The organism is Sphaerisporangium fuscum (assembly GCF_018531465.1).
In the GTDB taxonomy this organism is placed as follows: Bacteria; Actinomycetota; Actinomycetes; order Streptosporangiales; family Streptosporangiaceae; genus Sphaerisporangium; species Sphaerisporangium fuscum.
This window is the reverse complement of the sequence record NZ_JAHDTF010000015.1, coordinates 253,507-270,184: the sequence shown is the minus strand read 5'-3', so window position 1 is coordinate 270,184 and position 16,678 is coordinate 253,507. Positions and strand designations below refer to the sequence as shown.

Sequence of the window (16,678 nt, the reverse complement as noted above, 5' to 3'; positions counted from 1 at the left end):
TCCGGGTTGACCAGCCCGGCGGCGAACGCCGCGACTGGCTGACGGACCTGGAAGAAAAGGCCCGTACCCGCCGGCCGATCGTGCCGCTGTGGCTTCGCTCGCGCACCGAGGCCATCCACACCCTTCGATGGGTCGGCGTGCACTACGCCCATGTCACCGGCTACCAGCTCGCCCGCGCCCCGCTGTACGCCGGGCGGCTGGCCTTCCGTTCCCCGCGTGGGTTCGCGCGGCTGGTCGGTGGCATGGTCAAGTGGACATGGGACCTGGAAGGCGAGCCGGTACGGCTGGCCGCGGTGCAGAAGGTTGACCCGGAGAACTACCTCAAGCTTTCCCGGCAGCGTGACGCCCGCGTCCGGCTGCGCGTGTGGGTCTCTGGTGCCGCCCTGGTCACGCTGCTGATCGCGGGCATCCTGGTCGCCTCGGCGCCCACCGCGGCGCAATGGGGTGCCCTCGCCGTCGCCCTGGCCGTGCTCGGCGTGCTCGGCAAGCCCGCCGACCGGCCGCTGATCAACCGCGCCGTCATCCCCACGAGCGTGGAGAAGCTCACCAGTGACATCGTGATCCGTGCGCTGACCGCGATCGGCGTGTCCGGGATCAACGCCAAGAATGCCGACGTGCGCTTCGTCGCGCCGATCACCCGGGACGGCCCCGGATGGCGCGCCGACATCGATCTTCCCTACGGCGTGACCGTCGCCGATGTGATGGACCGGCGCGACCGGCTCGCCTCGGCGCTTCGCCGCCCGCTGGGCTGCATCTGGCCCGAGGGCGACTCATCCGTCCACGAGGGGCGCCTGATCCTGTGGGTCGGTGACAAAGACTTGTCCAAGACCATGGTCCGCTCCCCGCTGGTCAAAGCAGCAAGTCACGACGTGTTCAAGGGCGTCCCGTTCGGCGCCGACCCCCGAGGCCGTGCGGTCGTGGTGCCGCTCATTCAACACAACATCCTGATCGGCTCCTTGCCCGGACAGGGCAAGACCGCGTCGGTCCGCGGGCTGGCCGGCGGCGTGGTGCTGGACCCGACCACCGAGCCGTGGATTCACGAACTCAAGGGCACCGGCGACCTGGACCCCTACGAGAAACTGTGCCACCGGTACGTGTCCGGGATCGAAGATGAGGCCATCGGCTACGCCGCCGATTCGCTGGCCCTGCTGCGCAAGGAGGTGATGCGCCGCTCGGCTGCGCTCAAGAGCCTGCCGCCGGACCTGTGCCCGGACAAGCGGGTCACCCGGCAGATCGCCGACAAGCGCAGCCTCGGCCTTCACCCGCTGGTGTGCATCATCGACGAGTGCCAGAACCTGTTCGCCCACCCGGAGTACGGCAAGCAGGCCGGTGATGACGCCGAGTTCATCATCAAACTCGGCCGTGCTCTCGGTGTGGTGCTGATCCTGGCCACCCAGCGCCCGGACAAGGACAGCCTCCCGACCGGCATCTCGGCGAACGTGTCCATCCGGTTCTGTCTGCGCGTGGCCGGACAGGTCGAGAACGACATGATCCTCGGCACCTCGGCCTACAAGAACGGCATCCGCGCCACGGTGTTCGTACCCGAGATCGACGCCGGTATCGGCTACCTGGTCGGTGCAACCCCGATGCCCAAGGTCGTGCGCACCGCCTACCTCGACACCCCCGCCACCCAGCGCATCGCCGACCGCGCCCACGCCTTACGGCAGGCCGCCGGCACCCTGTCCGGTCACGCCCTCGGCGAGACCCCCGCCCCCGCCGCACCGAGTCACGACCTGCTCGCCGACGTCCTCGCCGTCGTCGCCCCGTCCGAGGCCAAGGTGTGGAACGAGGTCGTGGTCGCCCGGCTGGCCGAACTTCGCCCCGAGGTCTACGGCCCGTGGATGGAGTTGGAGGCCGACGCCCGCGCCGCTCAGCTCACCACCGCACTCAAGCCCTACGGCGTCCGCACCGGGCAGGTGTGGGGCACCCCCGAGGGCGGCGGCAAGGGCGCCAACCGGCGCGGCATCACCCGCGACGACATCACCACCGCCATCACCGAACGTGACGGAAAGCGTGGTTCCGGCACCGCGTCCTGACCCGCGAACCGGTGCTAGGTCTAGCACCTTCCCCCGCTAGACCTAGCACCCCCGCTAGCACCCCATCCGCTGATCTACCAGCGAACTAGCGTCTAGCACCCCATCTGCGAAAACCCCGGAAACTGCCCTGGAGGCCCCTGTGGGACCCCTCATCGCCCTGCTAGTCCTCTGCCCGCCCGCCGTCACCCTCGGTTACGTCAGCTTCTGTCTCGCCTCGCCCTGGGGGACCTGCAAGCGGTGCCGCCCCGGCGGCAAGAACCGCACCTGCCGCGCCTGCAACGGCACCGGAATGCGCCCCCGCATCGGCTGGCAGCTCTACGTCTACGCCCGCCGCCTCCACCGGGACGGCACCCGATGACCGGCACCATCTACCTCCTGCACTTCACCCAGCCCTACAAGCACGCCCGGCACTACCTCGGCTGGACCACCGACCTTGACGCCCGGCTGGCCGAACACCAGACCGGCCACGGCGCCCGACTGCTGGCCGTGGTCAAAGCCGCCGGCATCGGCTGGACCCTCGCCCGCACCTGGACCGGCCCCCGCGCCCGCGAACGCGCCCTCAAACGGCAGGGCGGCGCCTCCCGCCGCTGCCCACTGTGCGGCGTCCGCCCCCGTCTCGGCCATCGCTGACCCTCACCGCCCACTGCCAGAAGGGAACCCGCCCCATGTCCGGCGAGACCACCATCACCGTCATCGGCAACCTGACCGCAGACCCCGAACTGCGCTTCACCCAAAGCGGTCTGGCCGTGGCCGGTTTCACCGTCGCCTCGACCCCGCGCCACTACAACCAGCAGAGCAAGAGCTGGGAGGACGGCGAGCCGCTGTTCATGCGCTGCTCGGCCTGGCGCGACCTCGGCGAGCACGTGTGCGAGTCGCTCACCCGCGGCACCCGCGTCATCGTCACCGGCCGGCTGCGTCAGCGCTCGTATGAGACCGCCGAGGGCGACAAGCGCACCGTCATGGAACTGACCGTGGACGAGATCGGCCCCAGCCTGCGCTACGCCACCGCCAAGCCGACCAAGACCCGCCGCAGCAACGGCAACCCCGGCGGCGAAGCCGACCCGTGGACGACCGCCACCCCCGCCGGCGCCTCCCCCGGCGGCTGGGACAACGACGAGCCGCCGTTCTAACCCCTCCTTGGCGCGGCCTCGGCGACACCACGCCGGACGACGCCGAGGCCGCGCCACCCACCTTCGACCACGAAGCGAGAAACACGCCCCTCGGCATGACAGCCACCCGCACCGCTGACCCGATCGGAGGACACCCCATGACCCATATCCATCCGATTAGCAAGCACCTTCCGCCCCGCCACACCGTCAACCAGTCCAGCAAGACCACCACCGCCCTGACCCCCGGCGAGTCGATACGCATCGCCGGCCTCGGCACCTTCGCCATCGCCGCCGTCCCGGCTCTGCTCACCCCTGGTCAAGCGGTCGTGCCGCTGGGCTGGGAACGCCTGGCCATCCTCGCCCACCCGCAAGCCACCTGGGACGCCACCAGCATCACCCCGCCGATCTGGCGTCACCGCTCTTGCCGCTTCTGCGGCGGATCGGGGCGTGCCGCGTGAGGCTGGCCGACATCCGCCCCGCCCTTCCGTCGCTTGACCAGCGCAGGCCCAACGGGTTGCGGCTGCTCGATCTGTACTGCTGTGCCGGCGGCGCCTCGATGGGCTATCACCTGGCCGGTTTCGAGGTCACCGGCGTGGACATCGCTCCACAGCCCAACTACCCGTTCACCTTCCACCAGGCCGACGCCATCACCTTCGTCCGTGAGCACGGCCACGAGTACGACGTGATCAACGCCTGTCCGCCCTGTCAGGCCGACTGCACCCTGACCGCCGGCACCAACCAGGGCAGGGTCAACCACCGCAGCCTGATGGCGCAGACCCGCGAGGCCCTGATGTCCACCGGGCGCCCCTGGCTCATTGAGAATCCGGTGGGCAAGGCCAAGATGCGCGCCGATCTGGTGCTGTGCGGGCTGATGTTCCCCGGTCTGCGGGTGTTCCGGCACCGACAGTTCGAGCTGCACGGCCTCGCCGTCCCCCAGCTCGACGAGCCGAGTCACCGAGGCCACCGCGTACGCGGCTGGCGTCACGGCCGGTTCTACGAGGGCGACATGGTGGCCGTCTACGGCGACGGGGGCGGCAAGGGCAGCATCACCGAATGGCAGGACGCCATGGGCATCACCTGGACCGACGTGCGCAGGGAGATCGCCGAGGCCATCCCGCCCGCCTACACCCACTACATCGGCCGCACCATCGCCGAGGCGCTCACGGCATCCACGTGGCAGGCGGCATGAACACCTTGCCGCCCCACGACATCGACGCCGAACAAGCCGTACTCGGCTGCATGCTGCTGTCGAGCGAGGCCGCCGCCACCGCCGCCGGCCTCCTCGCCGAGGCCGACTTCTTCCGCCCGGCACACCAGATCGTCTTCGCCGCGATCGTCGCGCAACAGCAGGACGGACAACCCGCCGACCCCATCACCATCGCCGACCGGCTGACCCGTACCGGAGAGCTGTCACGCATCGGGGGCGCCCCATACCTGCACACCCTCATGCAGGCCCCGCCCACCACCGCCAACCTCACCCACTACGCGCGCATCGTCGCCGAGCACGCCCACCGGCGCGGCCTCATCACCGCCGGACAGCGCCTTGCCCAACTCGGCTACGCCGACACCGCCGAGGACACCGCCGCCCGCGCCGCCGATCTGGTCACCGGCATCACCACCCCCGACCGGCCCTGGGACACCCCCGTCCCGCTCGGCACACGCGGTGCCCTGCCCGTCTTCCCCGCCCACGTCTTCCCCGGCTGGCTGGCCGACTTCGTCTGTGCGCTGGCCGAAGAAACCCAGACCCCGCCAGACCTGGCAGGATGCATCGCCCTGGCCGCCGTCTCCACCGCCGCCGGCGGACGCGCCATCGTGTGCGTGCGAGGCACCTGGACCGAACCGGTCAACATCTACACCGTCGTCGCCATGCCACCCGGCTCACGCAAGAGCCCGGTATTCCGCGCCATCGTCACCCCGCTGCTCACCGCAGAGAAGATCCTCCAAGAACGGATCCAACCGCAGATCACCGAGGCCAAAATCGCGCAGAAGGTCGCCCGCGAGGCCGCCGAGAAAGCGACCGCCAAGGCCACCACCGCCCGAGGGGAAACCGTCCCCGATGCCCTGGCCGAGGCACAAAGCGCCGCCCTGGCCGTCGAGGACATCACCATCCCGGTAGTCCCCCGGCTGGTCAGCGACGACGCCACCCCCGAGACCGCCACCACCCTGCTCGCCGAACAAGGCGGACGCCTGGCCGTACTCAGCGCCGAGGGCGGCATCTTCGCCACCCTGGCAGGCCGCTACTCCGGCACACCCAACCTGGACCTCTTCCTCAAAGGCCACGCCGGAGACCTGCTCATCGTGGACCGGCGCGACCGCCGCGAACGCATCGACAACCCCGCCCTCACCCTCGGCCTCGCCGTCCAACCCGAGATCATCACCGAACTCGCCCGCTCACCCGGCTTCCGCGGCAAAGGACTACTGGGCCGCATCCTCTACAGCCTCCCAGCCTCCAACGTCGGCTACCGCAACACCGAACCCGACGCCATCCCCGACACCGTGTCCGCCACCTACGCCACCAACCTCGAACGCCTCGTGATGAACATGCACGGCTGGGAAGACCCCGCCCGGCTCATCCTCTCGCCAGAAGCCGCCGAGCTGTTCGTCGTCCAACGCCGCCACACCGAACCCCGGCTACGCCCGCACACCGGCGACCTGAACCACATCGCCGACTGGGCCGCCAAGTTCGACGGCGCCGTAGCCCGCATCGCCGGACTGCTGCACATGGTCACCCACATTGACGACGGATGGCGCCACCCCATCGCCGGCACCACCATGGCCGCCGCCATGGAACTGGGCGAATACTTCACCGGCCACGCGCTTGCCGCCTTCGACGCCATGGGCGCCGACCCCGAGCAAGAGGCCGCCCGCGTCGTCCACGAGTGGCTGAGCCGCGCACGGGTCGGACGCTTCACCCGTCGCGATGCACACCGCGCTCTACAACGCCGATTCAAGAAGGCCGCCGATCTAGAGCCCGCCTTCGAATTGCTGGAGCACCTCGGCTGGATTCGCCGAGAGCCCGAAGCGCCTGGTACCCGCGGCAACCCCTCGCCGCGTTATGCCGTCCACCCCGACCTCTGCCGCCCAACCGCCTGACCGCCGAGAGGCAGGAGAGACCGCCTATGGCCACGACCAAGCCACGAGGAACGCTCACCCTCGCCGAATTCTGCGAAGAACTCCAAATCAGCCCACGCACTTTCTATGAGTGGCGCGCCAAGAGACGCGCCCCGCGCTGTATCAAGCTGCCCAACGGTGAACTTCGTATCCGCCGAACCGCTTACGAACAGTGGCTCGACGCACAGGAGGAGGCCGCCTGATGAAAGACATGACCTACGACGTTCGCGTCTACAAGACCGCGGTATACAAAGGCAAGAAGTCCACGACCTATTACGTACGGTGGAAGGTCGGTAACAAGACATGGAAGAAGCCATTTCGCAACGCGGCCCAGGCCGACACCTATCGGGGCGAAATCCAGGCCGCCGCACGGAAGGGAGAGGCGTTCAGCCTGCTCGCTGGAGAGCCGATCTCATGGAACCGCGCTGAGCGCTCGGACGTGAGTTGGTATGGGTTCGCCTGCATGTTCGTGGACATGAAATGGAAGGGTGCGTCAGCAAAGTACCGTCAGGACATCGCCCGCGCACTCACCGCTGCTACCCCCGCCATGCTCGCGAGCGAGCGAGGCAAGCCTGATGGCCTCGCTCTCCGTACGGCCCTGCGCCGTTGGGGCTTCAACACCAAGCAGCGGGACGAGGCATCTGGGGAAACGGCCGAAGCACTTCGCTGGCTGTCCGTGAACACCAAGCCCGTCTCTGCGCTGACCGATGATCCCGTGCTCGTAAGAGCCCTGATCGACACGGCTACGTCTCGTTTGGACGGTAAGCGGGCGGCTACGAGCACCGTTCTCCGAAACAAGACCATCCTGCAAAATGCCTTGGATTACGCCGTGGAGCTGAAATTGCTTCAGGGGAATCCGCTCAAGGGCATCAAGTGGAAGGCGCCGAAAAACAGTCACGAGGTGGATCGTCGCAGCGTGGTTAACCACGCCCAAGCCCGCGCCCTGCTGGCCGCTGTAGAGGCCCAAAAGCCGAGCGGCAAACGCCTGGTGGCATTCTTCGCCCTGATGTACTACGCGGCACTGCGCCCCGAGGAAGTCGTCAACCTGCGGGACCACAACATCACCCTTCCGCCCCTGGTCCTGAACGAGGAGACCGGCGAGTGGGAAGAGTCTGGAGAGTGGGGAGAGCTGCACTTCGCCAAGGCGGCCCCGTTCGCCGGCCGCGAGTGGACCGATGGCGGAACGATCCGCGAGGAACGCTCGCTTAAGCACCGCGCGGACGGTCACGCCCGTCCCGTGCCGATCTCGCCCGCACTCGTCCGGATTCTCCGTGCCCACCTGGCCGCGCCGTACGGCAAAGCTGCCGACGGCCGGCTGTTCTCCGGCGTGCGCGGGGGAGAACTCCCGAGCATCACCTACCGGCGGGTCTGGGCTAAGGCCCGGCGGGATGCCCTCACGCCGGAGGAAGCCGCATCACCGATCGCCAGGAGGGTCTACGACCTGCGCCACGCCTGCGTGTCCACGTGGCTCAACGCCGGAGTAGCGCCTACGCAGGTAGCCGAGTGGGCCGGCCACAGCGTGGAAGTCCTGCTCAGGATCTACGCCAAGTGCATCGTCGGGCAAGACGAGGCCGCCAAGCGCCGCATCGCCGACGCCCTTCAAGAGTGATCCGGAAGCCACCCCAAAACTTGGGCACGTATTTGGCACAGCCACCCGCAGTCCCCCGCCGCTAGCCGCACACCACCGCAGACAGCAAGAGAGCCCTTGACCGGCATACACGCTGGTCAGGGGCTCTTTCGTGCTGGTCGTAAGGGGCGCGCCCTGCAGGATTCGAACCTGCGACCGTCGGATTAGAAGTCCGGTGCTCTATCCAGCTGAGCTAAGGGCGCTCTCGCACAATTGTGCATGATCCGGGGACCGTCCGTGCACGGCTTGAGTGAGCACCCGTTCGGCATGTCGGCTCGGTCTGAGTCTATGGCTTGGAGACGGGGGCCGCCCACCAGTGTTCGTTCACTTGGATCAGGTGCCGTCCCGACCTGGGCGGTGAGGCCGGCGGCTCGTTCGGACGGGTGGTCTCTGGGGGACCTCTGGGCGGGATCTGAGCACTTTCGCCCTGATGAAGGAGATCCGGCGGTGTTCAGGGTACGACCTCGAGTCCCGATCAGGAGGCGCCCTCGTCGGTGCTTTTGTCGGTGGTGATCTCTACTCTCCGGCGGCATGACAAGTGCGACGCAGGCGTACAGTTACGCCTCGCCTTCTACCTTGGTGGACGGGCGGCTGGGGTTGGCCACGTCCGGTGGGCGGGCGCTCAGCGGGCCCGTTCTCGCGCCGAAGTTCTTCAGCGGCGTGGTGACGCAGGCGGCGCCTGCGGCCGCGGCCCTGCTGGGGGTGGCCGATGTGGCCCTCACCCGTTACCACCAGCCGCGGCCGGGGTGGACGCGGGACCCGGTCGTGACCTGCGGTGGGGACCGCTTGCGGTTCGAGTCGTTCTCGGCGTGCGGGGGCGTCTACGCGCGGCTGGACCTGCTCGGCGGGGCGCTGGACGGCGAGGTGTTCGACCGTGGGACGACCAACGTCGACGTCAACGGGCCGCTGCGTGAGGCCCTGGCCAGGGTGGGGACGCGCGACCCGCTGCACCTCGGTGTCGGTGCCGACGAGCTGACGGTGACGACGCTCGACGGCGCGGTCGTGGAGAAGAAGGTGCCGCTGCCGGAGCGCTGGCTGCGCGGGTTCGCCGAGGTGCAGGTGATCGCGGCGGGCATGGACCTGAGGGCCGAGTTGCCGGGCGTGGGCGCCGTACGGTTCCTCCGTTCGCTGCCGAAGCGGGCCACGGCCGACCTGTGGGTCGCTCCGGCCGGCCGTGAGCTGCGGGTCGGCGACCGGCCCGGCCCGGGAGCGGTGTGCTTGTCCGGTGTGGGGCGCCTGGCCACGCTGCTACCCCTGCTCCGCTTCGCCAGGAGCCTCAAGGTGTACGGCCCGGCCGATCCTGGCGGGCCTGCTTCCAGCGCGTGGGAGCTCGAGCTGCCGGGGATGCGTTACACGCTGGTCCTGTCGCCGGAGCGCTGGCGTGGCTTCTCGGGCGAGGGCGCGGTGCTGGCCGATCTCGCGACCGACGAGGCGGAGGCCGACGCCGATCTGGTGGGCATGCTGCTCAACTTCGAGCCCGAGGTGGAGATCGGCCTGCTGGCCGACCGCGCCGGTCTGTCCACGACACGGGTCCGGGCGGCGCTCACCCGGCTCGGTGTGGCGGGCCGCGTGGGCTATGACCTGGCCGAGGCCGCGCACTTCCACCGTGAGCTGCCCTACGACCGGGAGCACGTGCAGAACCTCAATCCGCGGCTGACGGCGGCAAGAGCCCTGGTCGAGGCCGGCGCGGTGGAGGTCGCGGGCGGCTCGGCGCGCGTGCGGACCGACGGCGGTGTACGGAAGGTCGATCTGGCCGAGGGGTCGTGCACCTGCCAGTGGTGGTGGGACCACCGTGGCTCGCGGGGGCCGTGCAAACACGTGCTGGCCGCCAGGATCGTCGCCCGTGCCGGCGTGGAGGTGGCGCCGTGAGCGCCTGGCAGGAGGTATGCGACCTCATCACCGGGCGCGACGTCAAGGGGCTGACCGACCGCGTGGTCACGCTGACCGGCGCCGAACGCGCCGAGGTGGCGAAGCGGCTGCCGGGGTTCCTGAAGGAGATGCGCGACACGGCCGCCCGGACGGCCTGGGAGGGTCACACGACTGAGAACGGCCTCGACGACGAGGATCGCGAGTGGTTCGAGCAGGAGGTCCGCTGGGAGGTGGGCGACGCCATCGCCGAGTTCGCCGAGCCGCTGCGGATCGCGGGGGCGGGCTCGATCTCGGGGGCCGCCGCCGTCGTCGCCTGGCTGACCCGCCGCGAGTTCAACCCGCGGTGGACGCCGCCGCGGGACACGGACGGGCTGGTACGCGTACTGTCCGCCCGGCCTGCGGATTGGCAGGCCGATGTCGCGGTCCGGCTCGCGCGGAAGATCCGCAGGACGGGTGACCGCGTCGTCCCGCTGGCCCTCGCCATGCTGCGGGTCACCGGTTGTGAGCCGCCCGAGCACGACCCGCTCGTGGTGGCCTGGCTGTCCGCTCCTGTGCGTCGTGACGATCCGCTGATCGGCCGGCTGCTGCCCAGGATCTTCGAGGCGGAGGGGGCGGGGCGCGCCCTGCGGGAGGAACGGCTGACGCGGGTGCCCACGCCGTGGCTCGCCCTGTTCCGGCGGCTTCTCGCGTCCGGCCGGATGTCGCGGGAGGAGATCCTCGACGGCTGTGTGAGCCGCTTCCTGCGGGGAGGCGATGCCACCGACCTGCGCTTCTTCGTACGGCTGCACGACCTGGTGGATCCCACGCCACAGGAGTCGTCGGCGCGGGCGCGTGACTATCTCCGGCTGCTGCCCTCCTCCCCCGGCCCCGTCGCGGAGGTGGCGCTCGCCCAGGTGCGCCGTACCGGTCCGCACGAGGTGGCCGACGTCGCCGAGGCGATCGGCGCGCTGACCTTCCGTGAGGAAGCGAAGCTGGCCCGCGCCGGTCTGAGCTGGTTGAACGAAGAGGTGCGGCGGGTGTCCTCGTGCGCGGACGAGCTGGCGCCGGCGCTGGTGACGGCGTTCGCGCACTCCTCCTTCGGGGTTCAGCAGCGCGCGGCGGAGCTCGCCCTCAAGCACGCCGCCGCGTTCGGCACGGGCCGCGCGCTGGTCGCCGACGCCGTGCCCATGCTGCCCGCGGATCTCGGTGCGCGGGTGGCGGCGGGGTTCGGAGGTGAGGTGACGGTGGAGGAGGCCCCGGAGGCGTTCACTCCCGCGGCGCTGCCCGAGCCCGCCGGCCCCGCCCCGTTCCCGGTGAGCCCCCTGGATCTCGGCACGTGCAATCTTCATGGCTGGGTGGTGTGCGAGCGGTGGCTCGCCGGCTTCGTCCGGCAGGCGTGGAGCGACCGTGAGGGCCTGCGCGCGACGCTGGCGCCCGCCTTCCGCGACTCCTATCCCCACCTGTACGAGACCGAACGCTGGCTCCGTCCCGACTTCTGGCTCGCCGCGCTGGCCAAGGAGGTGATCGATCCCGGCGCCGACCCCGGCGTGCCCGATCCGGAGCCGGTGGAGCCCTGGGCGGAAGCGAGCTTCTCGGTGCGCGTGATGGCCGTATCGGAGGAAGCGCAGGAGGACCAGCCGGAGGCGGACGATCCCGAGCCCGGGCCGGCGTTCGGCGAGATGCCGAAGCAGGTATGGGAGGAGATCTTCCGGCAGATGGCGCAACTCGGCGTCTCCGGAGCGACGCTCGAGGGGCTGCCCGTGCCCCCGTCGGAACCCGGCGAACCGGGATTCCGGGTGGGTATCGGCTCCACCGGTTACCGGCAGCTGTTCGGCGGGGAGGAAGAGCCCGACCCCGCGGTGGAGATGCGCCGGCGGTTCAGGTTGCCGGAGCCCGGGCAGGTCTCGCCGCCGCACATGTTCCTGCTGCGCCGGCTCAGCGAGCTGCGCGTGGCGCTGCGGGAGGGGACGCTGCCGCCCGTGCTCCTGGCGACGCCCACGCTGATGACCGGGCACCTCGATCCCGGTGTGCTGGTGGACCGGCTGGAGGCGTGCGCGGCCGCCGGTGTCGAACCGCTCGCCGCCGACCTGCGGCAGGCCCTGCTCAGGCTCCCCCGAGGGGCCCATCCCGTCGCCGCCGAGCGTGCCTCCCGGGTGGGCTCGCGGGCCGCCTCGTCGGCCGCGGCCTGGCTGGCCGGGGGCGGCATGCCGGACCCGGAGACGGGCGTGAAGTGGGGCTACATCGAGGACTGCACCGAGTACCTCTTCGAGGAGCGCGAGCCGGAGCACGTCGGCGCGGTCCGGCTGCTGCCGGTGCTGCGGGCGGAGCCGACCGGGGACGATCTCATCGACGAATTGCTGCAGGAGCCGGCGACGTGGCGCGGGGCGGAGCATGGCCACGACATGGACTGGTGGCCGGCGATGCTGCCGTCGCACCGCGAGGTCGTCGCCGTCAACTACCTGCCTCACCTGCTCTACCAGTGGCACCACTGGAGGATCTATCCGCCGTATCTCACGGCGCTGGCCGAGGCGGACGGCCCGGCCGGGGACGCGATGGCCCTCGTCCTGGCCGGCTTCCTGGCCGGGCGCCATCAGGAGGCGGTGCAGGCGCTGCTGCGGATGGCGGCGAGAGGGGATCTGCCTGCCGAGGCCGTCGGCCGCCAGCTCGTGCCCCTGATCCGTCGAGCGCGGTACGAGGTTCGTCCGGTACTCGCCGCCCTCACCGAGGCGGCTCACGGCGGGGCGTACAAGGAGGTCTGGGAGATCCTCCGGAGCATGCTGCCGACCTTGCTGCCCGGTGAGGGCGAGCGGCCGAACGTCACCCACTCCGAGGCGGTGGCGCTCGCCACCGACGTGGCGACCTGGGCGAACGCCCGCGGTGACATCCCGGCCGTGTCGGCCTTCGCGGAGAGCGGCCGCGCCAGTCGCTTCGTGCGGGAGTGCGTACGACTACGCGACCGGCTCCGCTGACCGACTGCCCGGCCGTTCACACCCGACTACGCGACCGGCTCCGCTGACCGACTGCCCGGCCGCTCACGTCCGTGAGCGGCCGGACGGGTCGCGTCGGCCCGGCGTCATCTCGAACCCTCGTGAGGCGGGGGACGGCGCGCGCGGCGGCCGGGGCTACCGGAAGCGGCGCGGGTTGAACGGGGCCAGCATGGGGTGCGCGCGTCCCGTGCCGATCTCGTACGCCAGCAGCTCACCCGCGATCAGGGCGAGTGTGGCGCCGCTGTGGGTGAAGCCGACCCAGAGGCCGCCGACCTCGTCGACCCGGCCGAGCACCGGGTCGCCGTCGCCGGGGATCGGCTTGGGCCCCATCGCGCAGCGCTCCGCCTCCAGTCGCGGGTTGCCGGCCAGCAGGCGGGAGGCCTCCGCCAGCAGCTGCGCCACGACCTCCTCCGATATGTCGAACCCGCCGCCGGCGTTCGGGCGGATGTCGGCGGTGGGCCAGTCGGAGTCGACCGCCAGGGCGCCGTACGGGGTCGGGCGGAGCGAGGCGCGGGGGGTGTTGAGCACCGCCCGGAGCGGCGTGTCGACCGGCTTGGTCGTCACCAGCAGGGAGATCGGCGTCTGGTCCGGGATGGTGACGCCGAGTTCGGCGGCCATGGCCGGCACCGCCGGGCCGGTGGCGAGCACCACCGTGTCGGCGGCGTGCGGCTCACCCCCGGCGGTGCGGACCCCGGACACCGCCCCGCCGGAGGTCTCGACCCGGACGGGTCCGGCGTCGGTCACCAGGCGGCCGCCGCGCTCGGCGAACTCCTTGATCAGATGCTGGGCGAGGTTGGGCAGGTCGACCCAGCCTTCGCCCGGATTCCAGATGGCACCGGCCGGTGGGATGGCCGCCGGGTCGACGCCGGGGGTGTGTTCGGCCACGCGGCCCGGGTCGATCAGGTGGCTGTCGTAGCCGTGGGCCAGCTCGTGCTCGTGGACGCGGCGCAGCTCGTCGGCGTGGTCGGGCGCCTGCCAGGCCAGGCCGCCGTCGAAGCGCAGCCAGCTGAGCCCCGGCTGCCGGGCCGCGAGGGTGCGGTAGCGGTCGATGCCGGCCATCCGCAGCCGGTGGTACTCCTCGCTGCGCATGCCCGCGGAGTTGAGCCACGACAGCGAGCGGCCGGATGCGTTGCTGGTCAGCTCCCCCTCGGTGATCAATGTGACGTCGGCGCCGGCCCGGGCGAGGTGGTGGGCGGTGGAGATCCCGATGATGCCGCCGCCGACGACGACGGTCCGGGGCTGGGTGCTGCTCATGAAGGCGGTTGATCCTTTCGTGGGCCACCGACGGCGCCGTCGTGGGCGGCCGATCGGTGCGTGGGTGTGGCGGGTCAGCGACCGCGACGGATGTCGGTGGTGGCGTAGATCCGCTCGATCAGCTCGATGACCGCCAGTGCGTCACCGGCGGCGACGGGGGGCGGGCCGCCCTCGGTCAGGGCGACCGCCAGCTCCTGGTAGAAGGACGGGTAGCGGCCCGGCTCGGTCGGTACCGGGGACTGTCCGTCCCGTCCGCCCAACCGGCCCCAGTGCTCGGCGGGCTCCCGGCCGTACTCGGCGTCACCTGGGCCGACGCCGCTGTCCAGCTGTGGCTCCTGGCGGTCGAGCCCCCATTTGACGAAGCCCGCCGACGATCCGACGACGGTGAACCGGGGCCGTTCGAGAGGGGCCAGGGAGCTCATCGCCAGGTGGCTGCGCACCCCGTTCCGGTGTACCAGGGACACGAACGCCTCATCGTCGCCTCCCGCGCCGGGCCGGTAGCGGGTGAGTTCGGCGTGCACGGAGTCGGCCGGGCCGAACAGTTGCACCGCCTGGTCGAGCAGGTGCGGCCCGAGGTCGAACAGCATGCCGCCGCCGGCGGAAGGCAGGGCCTGGGCCTTCCACGCCTTGGGCTCGTCCGGCTTCCACCATTCGAAACGGGACTCGAAGGAGCGGATCTCGCCGAGCGTCCCGTCCGCGACGAGCCGGCGCAGCGTGCGGAAGTCGCCGTCGTAGCGGCGGTTGTGGAACACCGTGAGGAGCAGCCCCCGCCGCTCGGCTTCGGCGATCAGCTCTCGTCCCTGCTCGGCCCGGACCGTGAAGGGCTTGTCCACCACCACGGCCAGCCCGCGGTGGAGGGCGGCCATGGCCAGGTCGTAGTGGGTGTCGGGCGGTGTGGTGACGACGACCAGGTCGAGCCGGCCGGCCTCGGCGAACAGCTCGTCGGCGGTCCGCAGCACCGCGGCCCCCGGGTGGTCCTTCGCCGCCTGTGCCCGGCGAGCCGGGTCGGCGGTGACCACGGCCACCACGTCGAACCCGGGGTCGGCTGCCAGGAGCGGGCCGTGGAACACCCGCCCGCCGGTGCCGAAGCCGATGATCGCCGTCCGGATCGGCCGGCCGTCGCGCTGCCCGTTCACAAAACCTCCGAGAGGAACCGCTGCAAGCGAGGGCTCTGCGGGCGCTCGAACAACGCCTCCGGGGTGCCCCGTTCGACCACCTCGCCCTCGTCCATGAAGACCACCTGGTCGGCGACCCGGCGGGCGAAGCCCATCTCGTGGGTGACCACGACCATGGTCATGCCCCGTTCGCCCAGGCCGGCCATCAGGTTGAGCACGCCCTTGACCAGCTCGGGGTCCAACGCGCTGGTGGCCTCGTCGAACAGCATGACCTCCGGTTCCATGGCCAGCGCCCGGGCGATCGCGACGCGCTGCTGCTGCCCGCCGGACAGGTCGCGGGGCCGGTGGTCGGCCCGTTCCGCGAGCCCCACCTCGGCCAGCGCCCGGCCGGCCAGTTCGCGCGCCGCCGCGCGGGGCATGCCCTTGACCTTCCACGGCGCCAGGGCCACGTTGTCCAGGGCGGTGTGGTCGGGGAACAGGTTGAAGTGCTGGAACACCAGCCCGATCCGCTGCCGCAGCCGCTCCGGCACCATGGTCGAGACCTTCTCGCCGGCCAGCAGCACCTCGCCGCTCTTGGGCTCGTGCAGCCGGTTGATGCCGCGCAGCAGGGTCGACTTGCCGGATCCCGATGGTCCGATGACGCAGGTGGTGCTGCCCGGCCGGACCTCGAAGCTGACGTCGCGGACCACGTCGAAGCTGCCGTAGGCCATGGACAGGCCGGCCAGCTCCAGGCTGGAGCCGTGGAAGGTCGAGGTCCGCCCCGGGGAATCAGCTTTGTTCATGCCTTGCTCCCTGTGGCGAGAGGGCTGCCGCTGTCGAGCTCGTCGAGCTCCTTCAGGCCGCTCACCGGTCCGGCCTTGCGCCGGCCGGTGCGGAAGCGGTGGTCGAAGTAGTTGACGAGGTGGGTCAGCGGCACGGTGACGACCAGGTAGAACACGCCGGCCAGGACCAGCGGGGACAGGTTGCCCGACAGGATCGCGGCGTCCTGACCGACCCGGAACAGCTCTCGCTCGCTGGCCAGCAGGCCGAGGAAGTAGACCAGGCTCGAGTCCTTGACGATGGCGATGAACTGGTTGACCAGGGCCGGCAGCACCCGTCGCACGCCCTGCGGCACGACCACCAGGCGCATGGCCTTGGCGTAGTTCATCCCCAGCGCCCGGCAGGCTTCGAGCTGGCCCTGGTCGACGCTCTGGATGCCGGCTCGGAAGATCTCGCCGATGTAGGCGCTGGCGATCAGGCTCAGCGCGATGATCCCCAGCGGGTAGGGCGAGGGACCGAAGATCGACTGGCTTAGCTTGGCGAACCCCTGGCCGATGAGCAGGATGGTCAGGATCGCCGGCAGTCCCCGGAAGAGGTCGGTGTAGATCCGGGACGGGATCCGCAGCCACGGCGACGTCGAGATGCCCGTGATCGCGACGAGCATGCCGAGCACCAGGCCGATCGCCGTGGCCGCGACCGAGATGATCAGCGTGTTGGCCAGGCCGACCGCCAGCATCTGCGGAAGCACCTCGGCCATCGCGGAAAAGTCGAAGAAGGTGCGGATCAGGTCGTCCAGCCAGTCCACGTCAACTCCCTTCTGCGCGTCGGGGCG

At 70.7% G+C, this 16,678-nt stretch carries 15 protein-coding genes and 1 tRNA gene; 11 read left to right on the top strand and 5 right to left on the bottom strand.

From position 1 onward, the window contains the following. The 9 genes from KIK05_RS20320 to KIK05_RS20280 all read left to right on the top strand — a co-directional run. Positions 1-2,036: FtsK/SpoIIIE domain-containing protein (locus KIK05_RS20320; RefSeq protein WP_214412320.1), on the top strand; the 2,036-nt coding region annotated here is incomplete at its 5' end. Positions 2,037-2,175: 139 nt separating this feature from the next. Beyond that, positions 2,176-2,394 carry a hypothetical protein gene (locus KIK05_RS20315; protein ID WP_214412319.1) on the top strand — a complete coding sequence of 73 codons (219 nt, stop codon included), beginning with the start codon at positions 2,176-2,178 and terminating at the stop codon, positions 2,392-2,394. Then, on the top strand, positions 2,391-2,666 hold the full coding sequence (locus tag KIK05_RS20310; protein WP_214412318.1) for a GIY-YIG nuclease family protein: 276 nt from the start codon (positions 2,391-2,393) through the stop codon (positions 2,664-2,666). The genes KIK05_RS20315 and KIK05_RS20310 overlap by 4 nt, the downstream gene beginning before the upstream one ends. A 35-nt stretch (positions 2,667-2,701) precedes the next feature. After that, positions 2,702-3,166, top strand: a complete 465-nt coding sequence (locus KIK05_RS20305) for a single-stranded DNA-binding protein (protein WP_214412317.1) — start codon at positions 2,702-2,704, stop codon at positions 3,164-3,166. A gap of 137 nt (positions 3,167-3,303) precedes the next feature. Then, positions 3,304-3,603 (top strand): hypothetical protein, encoded by a 300-nt coding sequence (locus KIK05_RS20300; protein WP_214412316.1) that lies wholly within the window; start codon positions 3,304-3,306, stop codon positions 3,601-3,603. Continuing rightward, the gene (locus KIK05_RS20295) at positions 3,600-4,334 is read left to right on the top strand and encodes a DNA cytosine methyltransferase (RefSeq protein WP_214412315.1); all 735 of its coding nucleotides are present in this window, start codon (positions 3,600-3,602) and stop codon (positions 4,332-4,334) included. Before KIK05_RS20300 ends, KIK05_RS20295 begins: the two co-directional genes overlap by 4 nt. After that, the gene (locus KIK05_RS20290) at positions 4,331-6,238 is read left to right on the top strand and encodes a DUF3987 domain-containing protein (protein WP_214412314.1); all 1,908 of its coding nucleotides are present in this window, start codon (positions 4,331-4,333) and stop codon (positions 6,236-6,238) included. Before KIK05_RS20295 ends, KIK05_RS20290 begins: the two co-directional genes overlap by 4 nt. A gap of 26 nt (positions 6,239-6,264) precedes the next feature. Next, a complete protein-coding gene (locus KIK05_RS20285) occupies positions 6,265-6,459 on the top strand; it encodes a helix-turn-helix transcriptional regulator (RefSeq protein ID WP_214412313.1) in 195 nt (64 codons plus the stop codon). Then, complete coding sequence (locus tag KIK05_RS20280; protein ID WP_214412312.1) at positions 6,459-7,865, top strand: tyrosine-type recombinase/integrase; 1,407 nt, start codon at positions 6,459-6,461, stop codon at positions 7,863-7,865. Before KIK05_RS20285 ends, KIK05_RS20280 begins: the two co-directional genes overlap by 1 nt. A 147-nt stretch (positions 7,866-8,012) precedes the next feature. Here the strand turns inward: KIK05_RS20280 and KIK05_RS20275 are convergent. After that, a tRNA-Arg gene (locus KIK05_RS20275) sits at positions 8,013-8,086 on the bottom strand. 328 nt (positions 8,087-8,414) lie between these two features. Here KIK05_RS20275 and KIK05_RS20270 point away from each other — a divergent pair. Both KIK05_RS20270 and KIK05_RS20265 read left to right on the top strand, forming a co-directional pair. Then, entirely contained in the window at positions 8,415-9,752 is a 1,338-nt protein-coding gene (locus tag KIK05_RS20270) for an SWIM zinc finger family protein (RefSeq protein ID WP_214412311.1), read from the top strand. After that, on the top strand, positions 9,749-12,700 hold the full coding sequence (locus tag KIK05_RS20265) for a DUF6493 family protein (RefSeq protein ID WP_214412310.1): 2,952 nt from the start codon (positions 9,749-9,751) through the stop codon (positions 12,698-12,700). The genes KIK05_RS20270 and KIK05_RS20265 overlap by 4 nt, the downstream gene beginning before the upstream one ends. A 153-nt stretch (positions 12,701-12,853) precedes the next feature. On the opposite strand, the gene KIK05_RS20260 is transcribed toward KIK05_RS20265, so the two are convergent. The 4 genes from KIK05_RS20260 to KIK05_RS20245 form a co-directional block, all read right to left on the bottom strand. Further along, on the bottom strand, positions 12,854-13,972 hold the full coding sequence (locus KIK05_RS20260) for an NAD(P)/FAD-dependent oxidoreductase (RefSeq protein ID WP_214412309.1): 1,119 nt from the start codon (positions 13,970-13,972) through the stop codon (positions 12,854-12,856). A gap of 74 nt (positions 13,973-14,046) precedes the next feature. Continuing rightward, entirely contained in the window at positions 14,047-15,108 is a 1,062-nt protein-coding gene (locus KIK05_RS48935) for a Gfo/Idh/MocA family protein (RefSeq protein WP_308250023.1), read from the bottom strand. Continuing rightward, positions 15,105-15,869, bottom strand: coding sequence for an amino acid ABC transporter ATP-binding protein (locus KIK05_RS20250; protein ID WP_214412308.1), 765 nt, complete (start codon positions 15,867-15,869; stop codon positions 15,105-15,107). The genes KIK05_RS48935 and KIK05_RS20250 overlap by 4 nt, the downstream gene beginning before the upstream one ends. Beyond that, the gene (locus tag KIK05_RS20245) at positions 15,866-16,651 is read right to left on the bottom strand and encodes an amino acid ABC transporter permease (protein ID WP_214412307.1); all 786 of its coding nucleotides are present in this window, start codon (positions 16,649-16,651) and stop codon (positions 15,866-15,868) included. Before KIK05_RS20245 ends, KIK05_RS20250 begins: the two co-directional genes overlap by 4 nt. Positions 16,652-16,678: the final 27 nt, after the last annotated feature.